Origin of the sequence: Flammeovirga sp. SubArs3, assembly GCF_947387565.1 — a bacterium.
Classification (GTDB): Bacteria; Bacteroidota; Bacteroidia; order Cytophagales; family Flammeovirgaceae; genus Flammeovirga; species Flammeovirga agarivorans.
This window is the reverse complement of the sequence record NZ_CANDOA010000003.1, coordinates 180,447-202,546: the sequence shown is the minus strand read 5'-3', so window position 1 is coordinate 202,546 and position 22,100 is coordinate 180,447. Positions and strand designations below refer to the sequence as shown.

10 protein-coding genes and 2 tRNA genes are annotated in these 22,100 nt (G+C 35.2%); 1 reads left to right on the top strand and 11 read right to left on the bottom strand.

All coding sequences use genetic code 11. From position 1 onward, the window contains the following. The first annotated feature begins 122 nt into the window (after nucleotides 1-122). Complete coding sequence (locus tag QL232_RS09965) at nucleotides 123-2,150, top strand: alpha-amylase family glycosyl hydrolase (RefSeq protein WP_281614014.1); 2,028 nt, start codon at nucleotides 123-125, stop codon at nucleotides 2,148-2,150. 165 nt (nucleotides 2,151-2,315) lie between these two features. On the opposite strand, the gene QL232_RS09960 is transcribed toward QL232_RS09965, so the two are convergent. The 11 genes from QL232_RS09960 to QL232_RS09910 form a co-directional block, all read right to left on the bottom strand. After that, nucleotides 2,316-4,046: a SusD/RagB family nutrient-binding outer membrane lipoprotein gene (locus tag QL232_RS09960; RefSeq protein ID WP_281614013.1), complete on the bottom strand. Its 1,731-nt coding sequence runs from the start codon at nucleotides 4,044-4,046 to the stop codon at nucleotides 2,316-2,318. Between the two features lie 70 nt (nucleotides 4,047-4,116). Beyond that, nucleotides 4,117-7,188, bottom strand: a complete 3,072-nt coding sequence (locus QL232_RS09955) for a SusC/RagA family TonB-linked outer membrane protein (RefSeq protein WP_281614012.1) — start codon at nucleotides 7,186-7,188, stop codon at nucleotides 4,117-4,119. A 608-nt stretch (nucleotides 7,189-7,796) separates the two neighbouring features. Further along, nucleotides 7,797-9,419, bottom strand: coding sequence for a SusD/RagB family nutrient-binding outer membrane lipoprotein (locus QL232_RS09950; RefSeq protein ID WP_281614011.1), 1,623 nt, complete (start codon nucleotides 9,417-9,419; stop codon nucleotides 7,797-7,799). Nucleotides 9,420-9,491: 72 nt separating this feature from the next. Continuing rightward, nucleotides 9,492-12,569, bottom strand: coding sequence for a SusC/RagA family TonB-linked outer membrane protein (locus QL232_RS09945; protein ID WP_168883007.1), 3,078 nt, complete (start codon nucleotides 12,567-12,569; stop codon nucleotides 9,492-9,494). A gap of 469 nt (nucleotides 12,570-13,038) precedes the next feature. Continuing rightward, nucleotides 13,039-13,242, bottom strand: coding sequence for a hypothetical protein (locus tag QL232_RS09940; RefSeq protein WP_168883006.1), 204 nt, complete (start codon nucleotides 13,240-13,242; stop codon nucleotides 13,039-13,041). 154 nt (nucleotides 13,243-13,396) lie between these two features. After that, nucleotides 13,397-13,470: transfer RNA gene (locus QL232_RS09935), tRNA-His, on the bottom strand. A gap of 266 nt (nucleotides 13,471-13,736) precedes the next feature. Further along, nucleotides 13,737-13,810, bottom strand: a tRNA-His gene (locus QL232_RS09930). 78 nt (nucleotides 13,811-13,888) lie between these two features. Further along, a complete protein-coding gene (locus QL232_RS09925) occupies nucleotides 13,889-15,223 on the bottom strand; it encodes a dihydroorotase (RefSeq protein WP_281614010.1) in 1,335 nt (444 codons plus the stop codon). A 421-nt stretch (nucleotides 15,224-15,644) separates the two neighbouring features. Further along, nucleotides 15,645-18,638 carry an N-acetylmuramoyl-L-alanine amidase gene (locus QL232_RS09920; protein WP_281614009.1) on the bottom strand — a complete coding sequence of 998 codons (2,994 nt, stop codon included), beginning with the start codon at nucleotides 18,636-18,638 and terminating at the stop codon, nucleotides 15,645-15,647. Between the two features lie 322 nt (nucleotides 18,639-18,960). Then, a complete protein-coding gene (locus tag QL232_RS09915; RefSeq protein ID WP_281614008.1) occupies nucleotides 18,961-19,542 on the bottom strand; it encodes a TetR/AcrR family transcriptional regulator in 582 nt (193 codons plus the stop codon). A 154-nt stretch (nucleotides 19,543-19,696) separates the two neighbouring features. Next, a complete protein-coding gene (locus QL232_RS09910) occupies nucleotides 19,697-22,096 on the bottom strand; it encodes a TonB-dependent receptor (RefSeq protein WP_281614007.1) in 2,400 nt (799 codons plus the stop codon). Between the last annotated feature and the right edge of the window lie 4 nt (nucleotides 22,097-22,100).

The following is a 22,100-nucleotide window of genomic DNA, read 5'->3' as shown; positions in this document are numbered from 1 at the left end:
TAAGAATATTTAATGTTTTACATATATTTTTTCACTGTGTAAAGCATACACTTAAATTGTAAATAGGAAAAGATTCCTTAGTTTGCATATCATACAGAAAACTATACTTTTTGAAAAATAAGATGAGTAAAAAATTACCACAAATAGTAAAAGATGACCCGTGGTTAGAACCACAAACAGAGCAAATTGAGGCACGTATCAATTCTTATAATCAATTAAAAAATGATTTAACGAATAAGTATGGTAGTCTATACAATTTTGCTGGTGCTCATACTTTCTTAGGAATTAACTATGATGCTACTAACAACGGTTGGTGGTACAGAGAGTGGGCCCCTGCTGCACATGCTTTGTTTTTAACGGGCGACTTTAACAATTGGAATAGAGATTCTCATCCTTTAAAACGAATAGAAGGTTCTAATGAATGGAATGGTGTCTGGGAGATCTTCTTACCTAAAGAAGAATATAAAGATACATTTGTTCATGGTAGTTTTATTAAAGTAAGAGTTTTATCACAATTAGGTGATCAAGATAGAATTCCTGCTTATATCGAAAGAGTAGTTCAAGAACCTAACTCTCCTAATTTCAAGGGACAGGTTTGGTTCTCTGATCAAACAAATTTTGATTGGTCAGGTGATGATTTTAAAACAAGTTCAATCCATGCTCCTATTATCTATGAGGCCCACGTTGGTATGTCTCAAGAAGAGGAGAAAATGGGTACATATAAAGAGTTTACTGATAATGTATTACCAAAAGTCCGTGATTTAGGTTACAACTGTATTCAGCTAATGGCTGTACAGGAACACCCCTACTATGGATCATTCGGTTATCATGTAAGTAACTTCTATGCTGCCACTTCTAAATTTGGTACTCCTGAGGAATTAAAGCAATTAATTAAGACTGCCCACAGTATGGGAATTGCTGTTATCATGGATATTGTCCATTCACATGCAGTAAAAAACCATAATGAGGGTATTAATGAATTTGATGGTACTGTCTATCAATATTTCCATGCTGGAGAGAAAGGTGATCACCCAGATTGGGATTCAAAACTTTTCGATTACAGTAAATGGGAGGTTATTCAGTTCTTAGCTTCAAATGTTAGATATTGGTTAGAGGAATATCATTTCGATGGATTCCGTTTTGATGGTGTTACTTCAATGATGTACCATCACCATGGTCACGCTGGATTTGGTAGTTATGACGATTACTTTAATATGGGTGTTGACGTTGATGCTGTAAGGTATTTACAATTAGCCAACGAAATTGCACATGATATTAAGCCAGACGTTATCAGTATTGCTGAAGATGTTTCTGGTATGCCTGGTCTTAGTAGAGCAACTCAAGATGGTGGTGTTGGTTTCGATTACAGATTATCAATGGGTATTCCTGATTTCTGGATTAAAATCTTAGAAGAACAACAGGACGAAGATTGGAATATCTGGGATTTCTGGTCGGTAATGCTAAACAGAAGAGCTAACGAAAAGGCCATTGCATATAGTGAATCTCATGACCAAGCATTAGTTGGTGATAAGACTATTGCAATGTGGTTAATGGATGCTGAAATGTATACTGGGATGGATAATGAATCTGGTAGCATAGTAGTAGACAGAGGAGTTGCACTTCATAAAATGATTCGTTTCCTTACTTGTGTTTTAGGTGGTGAAGGTTACTTAAACTTTATGGGTAATGAATTCGGTCATCCGGAATGGATTGATTTCCCAAGAGAAGGTAATGGATGGAGCTACCAGTACGCAAGAAGACAATGGTCTTTAGCAGAAAATGGCTTCTTAAGATATCAGAAATTAAATAATTTTGATGCAGCAATGATCCATTTGGTAAGAGATCATCACACATTGGAACCTGATACTCCAGTAAACCTTTTAAATATGGATACAGATAACAAAACGATCTGTTTCCAAAAAGGTGACTTAGTATTTGTATTTAATTTCCATGCAAATCACTCATTACCAAACTACAAATTCTTCGCAGGAGAATCAGGTTCTTATGAGATCCTTTTCTCATCTGACGAGAAGAGATTTGGTGGTCATGATAGAATTAATACAGAAGATCGTTTCTTTACTGATGAAGATAAGTGTATCTCTATTTATAATACCAATAGAACAGCTACAGTCTTTAAAAAAGTAGATTAATACGTCCTTCAATAGCAAAAGCCTGAGCAAAATGAATTGCTCAGGCTTTTTTATTATTACATTTTAATAACCCATCTTCCTAGTAATTTGAAAATGAAAAAAGTCAGTAAGCAAAACTATGCCTACTGACTTTTTATGATTTAGGAAGAACTCCTAATATTACCCTTATTCAATAACTCTATAGTTATCAAACTCAGCTGTGTTCCACCATACTGTTTTACCATACATAGTGTTAGTAATACCAGTTGCTGCTTCTGACCAGTTAGCTGCGTTTGCAGTTTGCTCAGAGATCGCATATGGGAAACGGAATGGTAAACCTAAACCTTTATATTGTGTACCACCTCTTACAAAAGTTAACTGAGGGAAGTTTGTTCTTCTTACTTCAGTAAATACCTCAGGACCGTTTGTAAATAATGAGATAAACTTTTGTTCAGCGATTAGTTGTGCTGCATTACCTGCATCCCAAGCTACGTTTGGTTGTGCAATAGTTCTGTTGTAGTGCTCATCAACATTAGAGTAAGCAATCTCTACTTCATAACCATCTTCTTCGATCACTTTTGACTCAGCAAAAGAAATTGAACCGTTTTGCTCACCAAATGACGCTGTTTTGATACCATAATTATCAGCTAATAAGTATTGTCTTTCAAAAGAAGCTCTAATACCATTGTTATAAGCTGTTTGAGGATCACCTGCTGCACCAATTCCTAAAACGGCTGCAGCCTCAGCTTTGATAAATTCTAATTCAGAATATGACATTACATGAGAAACACCATTTGGAGTTACTCTGTAAAGAACACCGATACGAGATCTTTCTGCTAATTTGAAATCTTCGCTCTTCGGCACACCGTTTTCTTGACCTACATATTGAATATCTGCTGCGTTACCAGTAGAATCAAATACTGTGATCGAAGCTGGAGTTGGTGTAGCGTAGATATACATACGAGTATCTTTTCTAGCTTTCAACATGTCGATCATTGTCTTAGAAGAAGAGTGATCGTCACGCGCATCACGAACATAGTTCTCGAAGAATGGGTGCTCGTATGGTTGTGAACCAGAGTAAGTTAACATTGCATCATCCTCTACCGAAGTAAATACAGGATATTTACCAGCATTAGAAAAGATTTTCGTTAACCCTTCTTGTGCTTTACCTTGATCTACTTTTGAAATATGGATATAAAGACGAGCAGCTAAAGAGTTCGCAAACTTTTGCCATTTTTTAGCATCACCACCATAGATCATATCTGCTTGTGATTCAACATTACCACCACCTGCTAATAACTCGTTAGCTTTTTCTAACTGTACAAAAAGATCATCATAAATATCTTTCTGAGCGTCATATTTAGGTTGAGTGATTGTCTTCTCATACCCTAATGCAACCGTTTTGAATGCTTCAGAATAAGGAATATCACCCCAAACGTCTGTCATTACCGAGAAGAAGTAAGAACGCATCACTAAGATTGCACCTTCCATTGCTTCTAAATCAGCAACATCATACGCTGGATCACTTGCTAAAAGCTCCTCCTTAGTGTTTCTTACACTATGTAAAGCTAATTCTAAATCATACATTGAAGCAGATCCATTTGTACTTGAACCTGATAACATGTACTTCCAGTATCCATCAATAGCACCAGATCTGTACTCATACCAGTCTTCGTCGATGTATTGAATTTTAGCAAAGTGTTGTGCCCATAAACCTGAAGCTGTCATGTTGAAGTCCTCAGCTTGAACACCGTAAATACCACCAATTCTTGAGAAAGTTGCGTTGGCAAATAAGTTACCTGGATTAACCTCCGAAGGGTAGTTTGGATTTACTTGCATATCATCAAAGTCTTTGAAACAAGAAGTTGTTCCTAAAGAAATCATTAATGACGCTGCATATATTAATAATTTTTTCATTCTTATTGAAGTATTAAGTCAGGAGGTTTTACCCTCCCTAATATCTAAATTAACTTACTAAGCTGGTAGATTAGAATTTCATTTTGATATCAAAACCATAGCTTCTTGGCGATGGTAATTGACCGAATTCAAATCCTTGACCGTCTAAACCAGTACCGAAACCAGCTTGAGGATCAATGTTAGGAGCATTAGAGTGAATCATCCATAAGTTGTTACCAACAAATGCAACACTCATTCCCTTGATACCATACTTTTTAGTTAAAGATGAAGGAATATTATATGCGATAGACAACTCTGCTAACTTAACATAAGATGCATCATATAAATACTCTTCGTGGATACCATATAATGATTGGTAGTAATCTTGAGCAGGTACAACAATTGTGTTAGGGTTACCGTCAACACCTACACCTTGAGTTACTCTACCATCTTCACGGTTTACAGCAGTTACGTCTAGTACACCTGCATATTCACCAAACATGTTTGATACAGAGAAGATATTACCACCCATAGAGATATCAATCAATGCTGATAAAGTGAAGTTCTTGTAAGAGATTGAGTTACGGATACCACCTCTCCAATCTGGGTTGATTGATCCTAACTTTTCTTTCTCTTCAGATTTCATTGGGAAACCATTTTCATCTACTAATACGTTACCAGCATCATCTCTTTGGTAAGCATAACCGTAGAATGTACCTAACTCCTCACCCGGACGAGCTTCAGTAGTTAATCCCCAATATTCACCTAATACAAATGAATCAATACCTTCTGCTAATTCAACAACTTCGTTTTTGTTTTTAGAGAAGTTGAATGAAACATCCCAAGTTAAATCTTCAGTTTGAACTGGAGTAGCATATACCATTAGTTCGAAACCTTTGTTATCGATTTGACCTGCGTTGATATATGAATATCTATAACCTGATGCTGCTGAAACGTCTGCTGGTACGATTTGGTCGTAAGTTGACTTCTCGTAGTAAGCTGCTTCAAATCCAATACGGTTATTTAAGAATGCCATGTCTAAACCAACTTCCCATGATTGAGTAGATTCTGGTCTTAAGTCAGGGTTAGCTTCAGTAGTCTCATACTTGAACATTGGGTAGCCATTGTAAGGAAGACCTGAAACATATACGTTAGAAGTTGAGTAAGGAGTTGCTCCGTTACCTACTTCTGCCCAACCACCTCTAATTTTACCATTTGAGATCCAGTTTGGTAATTCCATGTGCTCAGAGAATACATATGATAAGTTCACTGAAGGATACATGAAAGAGTTGTTTGCTTTTGGTAAAGTCGAAGACCAGTCGTTACGAACTGAGATATCTGCAAATAAGAAATCTTTGTAACCTACTGAAGCTGTACCATATAATGAGTTAATGATTTGCTCTTCGAAATATGTTTGAGAATCTACTTGACCTGTTGCGTTAGCAGGAGTATAAACACCCGGTGATGCTAAACCAAATGCAGTCATAGAGTTTGATTTGTAAACTCTGTACATGTTGTTACCACCAAAGTTAGCATTCACATTCCAGTCAGTACCGAAGTCTTTTGAAAACGAGAATAAGAAATCAAAGTTTGTTTCATTGACAAAGTAGTTAGACTCTGTGAAACCACCATCAGGGTCGTTGATTGAGTACATCGCTGACTTAGATAAACGGTTTTCAGTATACAAGTCTGTACCACCTTTCACTTTGAAGTTTAAGTAATCAGTGATGTTCCATTTCAATGAAGCAAAACCATTAATACGATCTCTTAACTGCGAGTTTGTATTCTCATGTAAGATCCAGTATGGGTTGTCATGGTAGTTGTAGTTCCAGTTATATGGAGTACCATCTACTTTTTTGTAGTCTTTCAATAAGTTGTAATCTACTTGACGACCACCCCATACGAATTGTTGCATGACGTTATTTTCACCATAACCTTGTTGAGGAAGGTTATCTGATTGTCTTCTTGAGTAAGTTACTTTTGAATCTAATTGTAACTTATCAGTGATCTTATGACCGAAATTCAATGATGCTGAATAGTTTTCTAATCCAGTGTTAGGTACCATACCTTTTTGGTCAGAATACATCATTGAGAAACGTACATTTGATTTATCCGTAGCGTTTTGAATCGAAAGGTTTGTTGTAGAAACATGACCTGTCTCGAAGAAGTCTTCCACATTGTTAGGAGAAGATACCCATGGCACTGCCTCACCATTAGAGTGGAATTGAGGAATCATTAAACCTGCATCTAATTTAGGACCCCAAGATTCGTCCACACCATCATAAACACCACCATTTTTACCATCAACAAAAGAAAATTGACCATTTAAACCTTGACCATATTCATTTTGGTAGTTAGGTAAAATTAATGGGTTTTGGAAAGTAGTTGTGTTTGATAATGAAACACCTAAACCTTCTGAACCTTTACCTGATTTTGTAGTAATTACAATTGCACCATTTTGTGCTCTTGAACCATACAAAGCGGCTGCGTTTGGTCCTTTTAGAACCGACATTGACTCAATATCATCTGGGTTGATGTCGTTAATTGGAGAACCGAAGTCAGTACCACCACTAGATGTGTTACCAGAGTTGTAAGTGTTATCCACTGGAACACCATCAATTACGAATAAAGGTTGGTTGTTACCTGTTAATGATGAGTTACCACGGATAGTGATACGAGATGAAGCACCTGGTGCACCTGATGAAGTGTTTACCATCACACCAGCAACTTTACCATTTAGGTTGTTTAATACTCCGTTGTCTGATCCTTTTAGGTCATCTCCTTTTACTTCAGAAACTGAATAACCTAAAGATTTTTTGTCTTTTTCGATACCTAATGCTGTAACAACTACTTCTTCTAATTGCTCAACATCCTCTTCCATTGCAAACTCAAATTTAGATTGAGTGCCGATTGCAACAGTTTGGGTTTTGTAACCGATAAGTCTTACGACTAATTTTTCGGCAGTTTCAGGGGCATCGATACTGAAAGTACCATCAAAAGATGTTACTGCACCAATAGTTGTCCCCTCTACCATTACTGTAGCGCCAGGAAGCGTCTCGCCAGAAGCGTCCATAACAACGCCTTCAATTTTTCGCTCTTGAGCTATAGCCGCAGCTGTTAACCCCAAGAACAAAAAGAGAAATTGAAGTACTCTTTTTTTCATGTTGATAGATAATAATTGATTGATTGGATAATAAAATTAGTCCTATTGAAAAGGTTAAAACTCCTTCAAAAGGGTCTAACAATACTTTTTAATGTTTCAAAAAGTTTGAAAGTTATTTATTGTATTAATGCAAGCTTAGCCCAACGTAGTTCTTAATGGATTAATAGTTTAGGAACTGAAGTTTAGCGTTGGATTTTTTTATCGTTTGCAATACAAGTTTAACACTGTATAAACATAAATCACAAATCGTTTAACATATAGAAAGAGTTGAACAATTCTTCACTTACACACTATGTTGCTGATTATCTGTGCATTATAAACATCTAAATAATCTTAAATTCATAGTACATTATGTTAACAACAAAGTAACAATGAAACTTTTCAATTCAATCAAAAATCACATAACAATCTACAAATCAATTATTTAATTGGAAACAATGTAACAAAAGTGAAATTTACACTTCGTTAATTTTTTAAATCACTGAATAGTCAAAAATATAAGGTTTCAAAGATTTTGATTATTTCCAATTTTTTAACTAAAAACAAAAAAACCATCCCTTTACAGAGATGGTTTCTTAGTTTATTCAACTACCTGATTTCAATCAATATTATTCATTGATTAGATAGTCAATTTCAGGTGATTTTTCAGCAAACCACACTTTCTTACCGTAAACTGTTTGTTCGATTCCTTGAGCAGCTTTCGAGAAGTTCTCGAAGTTTGTTGTTTGCTCAGAGAAAGGATAAGGGAATCTGTTAGGAAGACCTCTTTCATACTGTCTAGCACCTCTTACCCAATGAATTCTTGGTAAAGCTGTTCTTCTTAACTCAGCATATGCTTCTGCACCATTTGAGAATAAAGCTAGGTACTTTTGTTCCATGATCTGTGTCATAGGATCTTTTCCACTTGCTTTTAGCTCATCAATTACAATTTGAGCATCTGAACCAGGTTGACCAACTTCCACACCTACTTCAGGATAAATTGGTGCATTGTATTCAGCTACTTCAGAATACTGTTTTTCAAATGATGCTCTGATACCTGCTTCTAAGAATGTTTGGTAATCACCAACTGGAACATTTAATCTATAAGCAGCTTCAGCTTTAATAAACTGAATTTCAGCATATGACATCCAGAATGATTTACCCGCAGCTTGCTCTCTGAAAAGGTTACCAATTCTCGAAATTGTATTCAAACTTGGAGACTCTTCTCTAGGAACACCATTCTCTTGACCAACATAAACTGGTACTCCAGGCTTAGAATCAGGAGATGGTTGAGCAAAGATATACAACCTATTGTCATTGTTCTCTTTCAACATATCCACAACAGTTTTTGAAACTGCGAAGTCATCTCTGTTGTCGATGTATCTGTTGTAATAAATTGGCTGCATGTATGGTTGAGAACCTAAGTATTGTAACTCAGCATCATCTGCATTTGATTCAAACATTGGTCTCTCACCATTTGCAAACAATGCAGTTAAACCTTCAGTAGCAAAAGATGGATCTGTTGTACTCATTCTGATATAGATACGAGCCGCTAACGAGTTCGCTAATTTTTGCCATTTTGTAGAGGAACCTCTATAGATAAGGTCAGTACCACCATCAATAGAACCACCAATTGCCAACAATGCATTTGCTTCTTCTAACTCTTCTAATAAAGCTTTGTAGATGAACTCTTGGTCATCATATTTAGGTTGGAAATTTGTTGTTTCATAACCTAACTCAATCGTTTGGAAAGCTTCAGTGTAAGGAATATCACCAAATGCATCCGTCATTGAGATAAAGAAATAAGCTTTTGCAGTTTTTAAAGCACCGATTAATGCCTCATCATTTCTTACAGCAACCTCATTTCCAGCTTCTTCATTATTCGCTTTTCTTTCATATGCAGCTTTAATTGCTAACTCTAAGTCATACAAACCTGCTAAGTTTGTTTCTCCAGAGATACCCGCATACATTCTTTTCCAGATCTCATCCATTACTGAAGGACGGTATTCATACCAATCTTCATCGATGTATTGGATTTTTGAGAAATGTTGAGACCAAATACCTGCAGCTGTTAAGTTGAAGTATTGACCTTGTACACCATAGAAAGAACCTGTAGATGTATACAATACATTGGCAAATAAACTTTCTGGATCTACTTTCGATGGGTAGTTTGGATTTTCTCTTAATTGATCAAAATCCTTAAAACATGAGGTTAAACTAATCGACAAAACAATCGCCGATATTAGTTTCATATATTTAGTCATAATTGTAAACTTTAGGATTGGAGTGCTTTTTAACACACTCCTTTTGAATCATTAATTGGATTAGAATTGAAGCTTGATATCAAAACCGAAACTTCTAGCTGTTGGTAACTGACCAAATTCAAAACCTTGACCAGCCATACCTGCACCAAATCCTGCTTGAGGGTCGATGTTTGGAGCGTTTTTATACATCATCCATAAATCATTACCTACTGCAGAAACTGTCATTCCTTTAATACCTGAGTTACCCAACCAAGCTTGTGGTAAACGGTATCCAATTGATAATTGTGCTAACTTCACATAAGTCGCATCATACACGTATTCTTCATGAATACCATATAAAGACTGGTAGTAAGTCATTGCATCAGCAGATACTTCGTTTTTCTTGTATCCACCATTTCCGTCAGGTACAACACCTACAGTTCTACCATTCTCTCTGTCAATAGCAGTTTTTTCAAGAACACCTGCGTACTCACCAAACATGTTTGTTACTGAGAAGATGCTACCACCAATTGACATATCGATTAATGCTGAAACTACAATACCTTTGTAAGTGAATGTGTTTCTGATACCACCTCTCCAGTCTGGGTTGATGTCACCTAAAGCTTCTTTTTCATCTTTTCTTAAAGGAATACCTTGCTCATTTACAATGATGTCACCATCAGGAGAACGTTGGTATTTGATACCATATAAAGTACCCATTGCCTCACCTGGACGAGCTTCAGTTGTTAGACCCCAATAGTCACCTAAGATAAATGAATCTACGCCATCAGCTAATGATTTTACTGTGTTTACGTTTCTAGTGAAGTTGAATGAAACATCCCACTGGAAATCATTTGTTTGAACTGGTGTACCATAAAGTAAGAATTCAAAACCTTTGTTTTCAATTTCACCGGCGTTAATTGTAGAATATCTATATCCTGAAGATGAAGATACGTCAGCATTTACGATTTGATCGTAAGTATTTTTCTTATAATAAACAGCCTCGAAACCTAATCTGTTATTTAAGAAACTCATCTCTAAACCTGTTTCCCAAGAGTTAGTAGTCTCTGGTCTTAAGTTAGGGTTAGCTTGTGTATGCTCATACTTAAACATCGGGTTACCATCCCATGGAAGTGGAGAACGGTAAGTGTTCATCAACATGTATGGGTTGGCAGCAGCACCTACTTGTGCCCAACCACCTCTTACTTTAGCGTTAGAGATAAAGTTTGGTAAATCTAAATGCTCAGAGAATACATATGATAGGTTCATCGCAGGATATAAGAAGCTATCATTGGCAGCTGGTAAAGTAGAAGACCAGTCATTTCTTACTGAAACATCAAAGAATAAATAATCTCTGAAGCCTACTGAACCTGTTGCATATAATGAGTTAATCACTTGCTCCTCGAAGTATGTAGTTGCACCTACTTGCCCTACTGCGTTCGCTGGAGTATAAATACCTGCTGTAGCTAAACCAGTAACTTCCATTGCATCTCTCTTGTAATTTCTATACATGTTGTTACCACCTGCATTTGCTGAGATGTTCCAATCAGGACCAAAATCTTTCGAGAATGATAATAAGAAATCAAAGTTTGATTCACTTACAAAATAGTTCTCCTCAACGAATCCACCAGTTGGGTTGTTGATTGAATACTTTGCAGTTCTTGCCATACGGTTTTCAGAATAGAAGTCCGTACCACCTTTAACTTGTAAGCTTAAGTAATCTGTGAAGTTATACTTTAATGAAGCAAAACCATTCACACGATCTCTTCTTTGTGAGTTAGTATTCTCATGAACAATCCAATATGGGTTATCATGGTAGTTGTAGTTCCAGTTATAAGGAGTACCGTCTGCTTTTTTATAATCTCTAAGCTGATTAGTATCTACCTGACGACCGAACCATACAAATTGCTGCATTACGTTGTTCGCACCGTAACCTTGTGCTGGAAGGTTATCCGCTTGTCTATTTGAATATGTTACTTTCGAATCGAATCTTAACTTGTCACTAATCTTATGACCAATTGCCATTGAAGTACTGATGTTATTTAAACCAGTATTAGGTACCATACCTTTCTGATCTGAATACATCAATGAGAATCTCAAGTTTGTATTATCTGTACCATGAGCAATGGCTAAGTTTGTTGTAGAAACATGACCTGTTTCGAAGAAATCTCTTACGTTATTAGGGCTAGATTTCATTTCTACTAACTCACCGTTAGAGAAGAACTGTGGTGCCATGTAACCTGCATCTAAACGAGGACCCCATGATTCGTCAAAACCATCATGAGTACCACCACCACGGCCATCTACGAATGCGAACTCACCGTTCATACCTTGACCATAAGTGTTTTGGTAATCTGGTAAGATTAATGGCGTTTGGAAAGTTGTAGTGTTTGATAAAGTTACACCTAAACCTTTCGTTCCTTTACCTTTTTTAGTTGTAATGATGATTGCACCATTTACCGCTCTTGATCCATAAAGGGCTGCTGCGTTTGGTCCTTTTAAGACCGTCATTGATTCAATATCGTCAGGGTTAATATCTGAGATTGGAGATCCGAAATCGGCAGTACCTGAAGATGTGTTACCTGAGTTATAAGTGTTATCCACTGGAACACCATCAACAATATAAAGTGGTTGGTTATCGCCAGTTAAAGATGAGTTACCTCTAATTACAACTCTAGATGAAGCACCAACTGCTCCAGAAGAAGCCGTTACTTGAACACCTGCAACCTGACCGTTTAATGAGCTCAATAAGTCATTGTCCGCAGATTTAAGGTCATCACCTTTTACTTCAGTTACAGAATAACCTAAAGACTTTTTGTCTTTTTCCATACCTAAAGCTGTTACTACTACTTCTTCTAATTCTTGAGCATCCTCTTGAAGAGTAAAATTGATCACAGCTTGTGTACCAATATTTACAGTTTGAGTAGTATAACCGATAAGTCTTACTTGAAGTTGTTCTCCCGATTCAGGGACTGAGATTGAAAATTCGCCATCAAAATTGGTTACTGCTCCAACTGTAGTTCCTACAACCATTACGGTTGCACCAGGCAAAGTTTCGCCGTTGGCGTCAGACACAACGCCTTCTACTCTTCTATCTTGGGCAAATAATGAAGTTACAATACCCAACATAAAAGAGAACAAGAATAAAGTTCTCTTCATGATAATTTAAAGTGGAATAATAAAATTGGTTGTTTTTAATGTTTTGAAGCTTTCACTTCTAAACAGACAAGGCAGTACTACCCTATTTTCAAAAATGTATGTAGTGAAATGTTATGAGATACACATCTTTGAAAAGGTATAAGAAATAAGTACTGATATATGATAGGTACCTGTAAACAGGATTTTTTGGTTTTATTTTTAGTTCAAATAATAAATAGAATTAGTTTAGACTCTTGTGATGTCTCCATCACATGTGATTTTAGTTTTTAGTAATTACTGATAGTACAAGAATAACAGATTGTTAAGTTTAGAGTTACATAATTTAACGATTTTTGAATATAACAAACATCACAATCATGTATTTTAAATACTATAACAATCAGATAGTCAATAACAATACATACACAACGAAAGAAGGTTCATTTCAACACTTTTTGATGAAATGAACCTTCTTTTTACTTAGTATGTCTTATTTATGTTTTAAACCATTATGAGACTTACCATAATATTTATTTAAGAAACGTCTCTTTTGTTTCTTCTGCTTTTTCTTTCTTCTTAAAGAAGCTTTCACCTCTTTTCTGATACTCTTATTGATGTTTCCAGCTTCAACAGCTTCTACAGCAGAAATATTTAGACCAATAACCAATGAGATTAGAAGTAATGTATTTTTCATAATAAAGATAAAAAAATGGTTTTTAGAATAGATTCATTTTCATAAACGCCTACTCCCATTTTTAAACCTTCGAAAAACGACTATCTACTTTCAGAATATGGTTATTCTCAAAAAAAGCACAAAAAAAAAGCTTACCATTTCTGATAAGCTTTTGGGCGAACGATGGGATTCGAACCCACGGCCCCCGGAACCACAAACCGGTGCTCTAACCAACTGAGCTACGATCGCCGTTTTATTTTTTGCTGTGCAAAGGTAAGAATAATACAATGTCTAATCCTAATATTTTTTTCAAAACAAAATGAAATGGAATTCAAACCATTATTAATCAATTGAATAAATTTACAAAATCACTCAAAAAAGTAATTTATTGAGGCTTTTCACCTACTCAATTAGACTTCTTCTCTTATTACCTTCCTATTTTAATAGTATTATTTCTAAGCAGTACTAAAAAATAAAGACAAAAAAAAGACTTACCATTTCTGATAAGTCTCTTGGGCGAACGATGGGATTCGAACCCACGGCCCCCGGAACCACAAACCGGTGCTCTAACCAACTGAGCTACGATCGCCATATGATTGCGATGCAAATATGGAATTAATAGTATTATTTTCCAAACTTTACATCGCAAACAAAATTAAATGCAAAATTATCTACTGAAAGTCAGTCTCTTTCCTTTTACACTTTCATGGAAAGTACCATTTTCATAGGCTAAATGCCCTGATACAATAGTGTGTGTAATGCTTGATGAGAAGGTATGACCTTCAAATGGAGACCATCCACACTTATAATTAAGATTTGATTTATCTACTTTTTGAGGAGCATTAAGATCTACCAATACTAAATCTGCCCAATACCCTTCTCTAATGTATCCACGTTTTTCAACGTCGAACAAGATTGCAGGGTTATGACATGCTTTCTCAACAATTTTTTCTAAAGAGATTTTACCTTGTTTATGGAAATCCATTAGTACTTGAAGAGAGTGTTGTACCAATGGTCCTCCAGAAGGTGCTGAAAGGTATTTATTTGACTTTTCGGCTAAAGTATGCGGCGCATGATCTGTAGCGATTACATCAATTTTGTCATTAAGAACACCTTGAAGTATACCTGCTCCATCTTCTTTAGTCTTTACAGCAGGGTTCCACTTAATAAATGCTCCTTTTTCTTTATAATCTTCATCAGAGAACCACATATGGTGTACACATGCCTCTGCTGTGATTTTCTTATCTTTTAATGGAATATCATTTCTGAATAGTTCCAATTCTTTCGCTGTAGAAATATGAAGAATATGTAATCTAGCACCATGCTTTTCTGCTAATGCAATTGCTTTTGATGAAGATGAATAACATGCCTCAGCACTTCTGATTTCTGGGTGACATTCCATTGGAATATCTTCTCCGTACTTTTCTTTATATTTCTCTAAGTTCTCAGCAATCATTGGATCATCCTCACAGTGTGATGCAATAATCATCTGAGCATTCTTAAATAGGTTTCCTAGAGTTTCCTCATTATCTACCAACATGTTTCCTGTTGATGACCCCATAAACACCTTAATACCACAAACATTCTTAGGGTCAGCTTTTAATACTTCCTCTAAATTATCGTTTGAAGCACCGATGTAAAACGAGTAGTTCGCTAATGAAGTTCTCTCAGCAATGCTGTATTTTTCTTCTAACTTTTCTATTGTTACAGTAGGTGGCTTTGTGTTAGGCATCTCCATAAATGAAGTGACACCTCCTGAAACAGCAGCTCTTGATTCTGTCTCGATGTTAGCCTTCTCAGTTAGACCTGGCTCTCTGAAGTGAACTTGATCATCGATTAAGCCCGGTAATAAGTGCTTACCTTCTGCTTCAATTACTTGTTCGTCTTCTGCTTGAATAGAAGTTGCAATTTTATCAATTACACCATCAACTACTCTTACATCACCTTTAAACGTTTTGCCCTCATTTACGATCTGGGCATTTTTGATCAGAATCTTAGTCATAATAAAAAATTTCTCTCTTTGGATTTGACATGGCGAAGATACTGCGAGAAAAGTTATAATAAAACAAAAAACAGGTGATTCACTGACACAAGGTATATCTGAATTTCTCATAGAATACAAAGTGAATATTGGACCCTTACTTTTATGATTAGTATTCTGTTAGATGGAATGAATAGAAACAGAAAAAGCACCCTTTAGAGGTGCTTTTCATAGTTAGGCATTATGCCTTGAAGCTTGTTTAGTTTGTCTATCAAGTGAAAAGAACCATTGTTTCGTTCTCTTGATTTTTCATAACACGATTTATTTTTTCAATCTCTTATAAAGACGTATTGTAGTAAGTTATGGTCTATTAAATTTATCAACCTTAACGTTTTTAATACAATTTAAGAAATAAATGAATGAATATTCAATGAACTTTACATTATTTAAAATATTCAATGATTTCCCTCATCAATTCAATACGTTTTTGTTCCTGATTAATCGTCTCAAATGGAATTCCTAAAGCAACTACTGCATTTTTGTCTCCTTTGTAAGCTATACCCACAGATTTATTACTACTTACATACCTTGCAATTACTTTTGTAGATTTATCTGCTGCATCTAATGCATCTGGGGCTTCTACAGGATATAGAGAAGTAGAATAGCTTTTAGCATAGGTCAGGTCTTTAAAACTTGGAAATTCTTTCATTGTAGCATAAATATTTCCAGAACGGTCTGCATGATTGCTCCTTCCTATAAAATGAAAATAGTTCTTACCAAATATTGCATCTGGATGTTTACGGCCTTTATTTACCCCATCTTCTGAATAGAATAGATCAGTACCAATGTATGCTCCTGATAAGAATAGTTGACTCCCTTTCTTATCCAAGAATGACTTAATGCGGTCTTTAAATACATCATCAAAACATTCATATTCAATGCTATCTTTTTGAGAATTCATAGTGGATTTTTGTTCTCCAAATAAGAGATCAACAAACTGATAATCCGTTAAACGCACAGTGTTTTCTACTACAGATTGTTTACTTACTGACACAAAAGATTGCTGTAGATAGTAAAATGCTTCACCATGAATTTTAGTGAAATCATGAGAATTCCCATTGACAACTGTAGTTTCTAAGTCTGCATAGCTTGCTCCATGACCTGGAGCATCGTCATCAATCCATTCAGAAGCAGGGTTAAAATCATATTGATGTCCTGTGAAACTTACATCATAATTATCTGCAACACCATCATCTAAGTTTGTAAAACCACTAAAATTCTCTGACACAACTATTGATGGCCCCGAAACTCTTTCGAATGCATTGACAATCAAGTAGGGTTTGTTTCCAAAATCAGCCAAGGCCAGTTCTTCTGATGGAAAACTCTGTCCACCTTCATTAAAAGCTATTACTTTAAATCGGTACATGTCCCCTTTACTCACCTTAACCTTGTAATATGCCTCTTTTACTACTTCTCCTTTACTCCAGCCTTTATTATTTATATTAGTATATACTTTATAATAAGTAGGAACAGCCGTTTTTTCTAATGGATCAAGTTGTGGCTTCCACTGTAATATAGCTTCTCCATTACTTAACGATGTTGAAAATGCCACCGGTTTTAACGGTTGAACAATATATGGTTGGTTATATTGATATGCTAAATATTTAAGTACCCCTTTATATATAGCCCTGCTTACATCAAATTTGAACTTAGGGTTCATTGCAAACCTCATGTCTTTAAAATTTTGATGAGAAAGTAGCTCTATTAAAATTGTAGGAACGTTAGGGTAAACAGCTTCGCTATATCGACGGTCCCATAACTCTCTTCTATTCCATATAGAATCATATAATACTCTGATATCATCAACAATTTGGGTTTGTACAATATCAGCAAGATCTCTATTGGTATATCTTGATTGTTGATCTGGAAAAATTAAATTCTTCTCCATGTCAGTTGTACTGTAAATCAACAATGTTCCTTCTGTCGTATCTGATTCTGAGATACCAGAATTGGTATGCAATGCTAATGATAAATCTATCGGAATATTTAATCCTTTATTTTCTATTTCAGGGTTTAACGCGTAGGTATCTCCTACCATCCAATTCACCCATTCCCCTCTAGATTGGTAATCATCTTTGTAATCATTTTCGTTTTCGTTGGGTGTATATACATTGAGAGGAGCTCCTGCATATTGTAAATTATATCTTGCACCTTCTAAAAACCTTGCTCTTCGACTTGTCGATCCTCCTCTCTGAATATTACCAACTCCTCCACCAAATCGAACAGCATCTGCAGTAATCATCTTATCGTTATGCTTGGAATAAGAAGATAACTTCACTCCCTCTCCTTCAGACCCATCAAAATAGAAATGGCCTAAATAAACCCAAGTACCACCTCCCATCTTCTGGTTGACTTTAAATATTGATTGCTGACCTTGATGTTGTACAGTATACGTAGCATCGTCAACACTCATTGGTAATGAAGCATAAGAAATATATACAGCAAAATTCCCTTTCACCTGACCTAATGTTGACCAGTGAATCACATTCTCTTTTTTCTTATTGGCTCTGAACTTTCTATAGGTACCCAAGGAGAAAGGTTGCTCATTATCATTATATACCTCTTTATGAAGGAAACCATTCCCTCCTGCATAAATTGTCCCTTTCTCTGAATATCCATTTCGATCCCCATCATTATCGACCACTAGAGATTGAATTTGAATATCTCTTTCCCGAGGCATATAAACATTCGCTCCTGCATTTTCTAACATTGGTGATAAATATGGCAACACAAATGAAGTAGGAAGAAGATCTTCGACCGTCTGAAACAACCTCGCTCTCTGCCATTCCCATCTGTCTTGAGATTTTTCATAATACCAACCATGAGAATTCCATAATGCTATATGTTTTCCGTAAAGCCCTTTGGTATACTTATCTTGATCTACTCGAATTACATGAGGAAGGTGTTTATGAGGAATCTTTGTTAAATTTCTTGATTTATCAACTGTGTGTTTATACCTGTTAATATTGGGAATCAAATCTTTAAATTCACATTTTGGAGCAATTGGCCACTTATTTTTCTTAGCTAATTTTTTCGCTTCATATTTATCTGATTTACCAACAAACAATGTGATATCATATTGTTTATAAGTATCTCCAAGATGCAATCTAATTTTTTGATAGACATCTTCGACATCTTCATTTCTTACAGGTCTGTATTCAAATTGTTTACCTAAAAATAAAATAAGTTTTTTCTTTTTACTGTTGAGATAGACAGTATCAAGTCTTGCTGTTGAATCTGGTTGGTAATGATATTCTCCATTCTTGGCTTCTAATAGATATTCATTAAACTTAGTAATAACATCATTTTTAGATTGTGCAGTGGATAATGTCGTTAAAGCAAAAAAGTACAATAGGGAAAAAAAATGCTTGTACATCCGGAATGTCAGTATTTATATATGAAATAATCAAAAAAATAAATGTACAAAAAAAGACGGATAATTTACCCGTCTGTTTTAACCTTCAGTAATATAAATTGTAAAAGGCTACTACTCCTTTTACACGACATTTTCAAGATTGTGCACTTTACTTAATAGAAATTAAGCAAAGAGTGTTTTTCTGTGTAAACAATTACGTACAGAAAAATGTTCTATAAAGTTATTCAAAGTCATAAGAAAGTCAAAAAATTATTTCAACAACCTTAAAATAGTTAAACTTTACATCGGTTTCAACTATATTTTTCTTTGAATAATAGAATGATTATGCTAACGCATTTATGCATAAACGGGCAACAATTTTAGCATCCTCCTCAGTAAGTTTCTCCTTACTAAATACTTCAGTTGCTCTTGCCGATGCATATTGGATAGGAATTGCTGGGAATACTGCGTTGAACATTTCAACGTTTATTTCTTTTGAAACCTCTCCCGTTTTATGACCTCTTTCCACCATCCTCTTTGAAGATTCTGGAATTTTTAATACCATTTCTTTTGACATCAAGAATGTATAATCGTTCATCAACATATTGATAAATTTTGCTCTTGATGGGTTTTCATTTGCGAGGGTAAAAATCTCGTAACAAAAATGTGTAATCACTTCTTCTAATTTCTCATGTTCTTCCATGTACTTAAAAATTAAGTTTCGGAAGTATTCAATATTAGAAGAATATAATGCTTGTACTAATGCTGCTTTACTAGGGTAATGTCTGTATAAATAGCCATCCGCTACTTGAGCTTTCTTAGCAATAGACGAAACAGAAGCCCCTCCATATCCTTTTGATACAACCATTTCGATTGTTGCTTCTTTAATACGTTGCAGTTTAGTTTCGTCGATACTCTTTGCCATGCTAAATTATTATGAGTGGATGAATTCAAGTTAAATGAATGAACAAAGTTTCATCTTTGTCAAATTACAAATTTATCATAAACATTAAGGCATACAAGAAAACGCAGATAATAATAGCTGCAAGCATACTAAACCAACAAGAATAAGCCGTTTTCTATATTTTGAACTGTAAAGTCACATAATAATTACGTCCATCAGAAGGTATAATACCCGGCCCAGGATACCCTGTCGCTCTTCTAGTAAAATACATATTATTCGTCAGGTTGTTTATTCCTGTCTCAACACCAAACCACTTATACCCATATTTCATCGACAAATCCATTACATAATATGCTGGAATTGGACCATAAATACCGTCAGGTAATGGCTTTTCAGAGTTAGCGGCATCAGTGTATTGCTTTTCAACATAAGTATATTGAAGAGACAAGTTGAAGGATTTATATCCTGTATTAATACCACTCTTGATATTAAAAGGAGGAACTAATTCAACATCATTTCCATCATAAACTCGATCGTCTGAAATGTATTTTCCTTGAATAAAAGCTACATTGCCAAACACGTTAAATCTATAATCCGATAAAGGAGATAAAATCTCTAACAGTTTGAATTCGGCATAAGACTCGACACCTAGTGTATAGGCATCTGCAATATTAGTACGTATTGGGTTCGCTGGATTCGCTAAACCAATTTTATCATTGTATCTCAAATAGAAACCACTCACATCATAAGATAACCAAGGCAAACTACCTCTTACCCCCAAATCCGCTGAGTATCCACTTTCATCTTTCATATCAGGGTCAATTCTGATATTCGAGTTTAGCGATCTCAAATCAGAATAAGTAATTGCTCTATAGTTTTGAGATACATTAGCATAAACTTCCAAATCATAATTTGGTTTATAACTTAGTCCAATACCTCCAATAAAAATAGTTCTGTCATTGATAATATTATCTTGTTCAGGCCTAGTAATTTCTTCAATTAAGCCATCATCCCCTGTTTCAAAAAATGTTTTTTGATAATATCCTTTACCTGTAGTTTTAATGATCTCAAAACGAACACCGGGAGTTACAGAGAATTTATCTGTAATCTGAAAAATGTTCTCAGCAAAAAATGCATAGTTCTGTATCTGGAAGTTGTGATCTGACAATAAACTATCAGGATGTGAAAAAGTAAAATCTGCATCATTACCATCACTAGCATCACCTTGTTTTTTATCATCATTACCATGATATAACCTAGTTCCTAATACAAACACATTTGATTTTCCATTAATATCATAATGCTGCATATATCTGATTTCAGAACCCACATTTCTAAACTGGTCTGAGACTAATAACCTCGGTTCACTGTATGGATTCTCTTTATTCAAATTAATACCTAAGGCATCTCTAGAAGCATACAAACCAAAATTTCTCATCTCAATCTTAGCTTTAGGTGTAAATTGATATTGCAAATTCACAGACGCAATGTTCCAATTTACTTTAAACCAATTCTGATCAGTATATGATGCTCTTGGATCTTTATAAAACTCTTCATCCGTTAATCCACCTGGTTGTTGAGCTAAATAGTCCATATGAGTAAACTCTACTCCTATTTTGAATTTGTCATTTACCTCGTATTCAACACCTGTAAAAACAGTATTAACATTAAACCCAGAATTAGGTCTCCATCCATCTCCTCTTTTGTATTGGTACATTGCATAATAATTGACATCACCTTTCTGTCCGCCAATACTATTAAATGAGTTAAATAACCCGAAAGAACCAACCGTTTGTCTTGTCTGAAATTCAAATGGCTTTTCTGGATTTCCCTTTTTCATTTTGAAGTTCAAAAGTCCTCCAAACTGAGTACCATATTGTAAAGATGCTGCTCCTCTTACGATCTGTACTTCTTGAACAGCTTCTAAAGGTGGTGTATAATAACTTTCAGGATATCCCAATGCATCTGCTGCTATATCATAACCATTTTGTCTAGTATTAAAGTTTGAAGTACGGTTAGGGCTTAATCCTCTACCGCCAATACCCAACTGAATACCAGCTCCGTCACTTTCCCAAATATTTAAACCTGGTACTCGATTGTATACTTGTCTTGAATTGTTTGTTGCTAAGTTGGCCGTTAAGTTATCTATATTAATTACCTCACTTTTCTTTCCTTCATAAATTGAAGTTCCTTCAACAGCTTCTAACCTTGTGATTTCAGCCTCAGAATTTTGATCAATTACAGCCACTTCATCTAAAACTTTCTCTAATGGTCTTAATGTAAAATTGATCTGAATATTTTTCTTATCCACCTTAATCACCTTTTCAACCGGGGAAAACCCGTATTTAAAGGCTCCAATGGTATAGGTTTCACCAAGTTTTAAACCTTTAATTTGGTAGTATCCTTTCTTATTAGTGACTACTTTACTGTAAGTACCTTTAACAAAAACATCAACATCCGCCTCTGACTTTTGAGTAGTGGAAAGTGTTACGACACCACTCAAAGTAACTTGAGAATAAGCGATGTTTGAAAGAAAAATGAATAGCGAGATTATGAATAGATATCTTTTTGTCATAGTT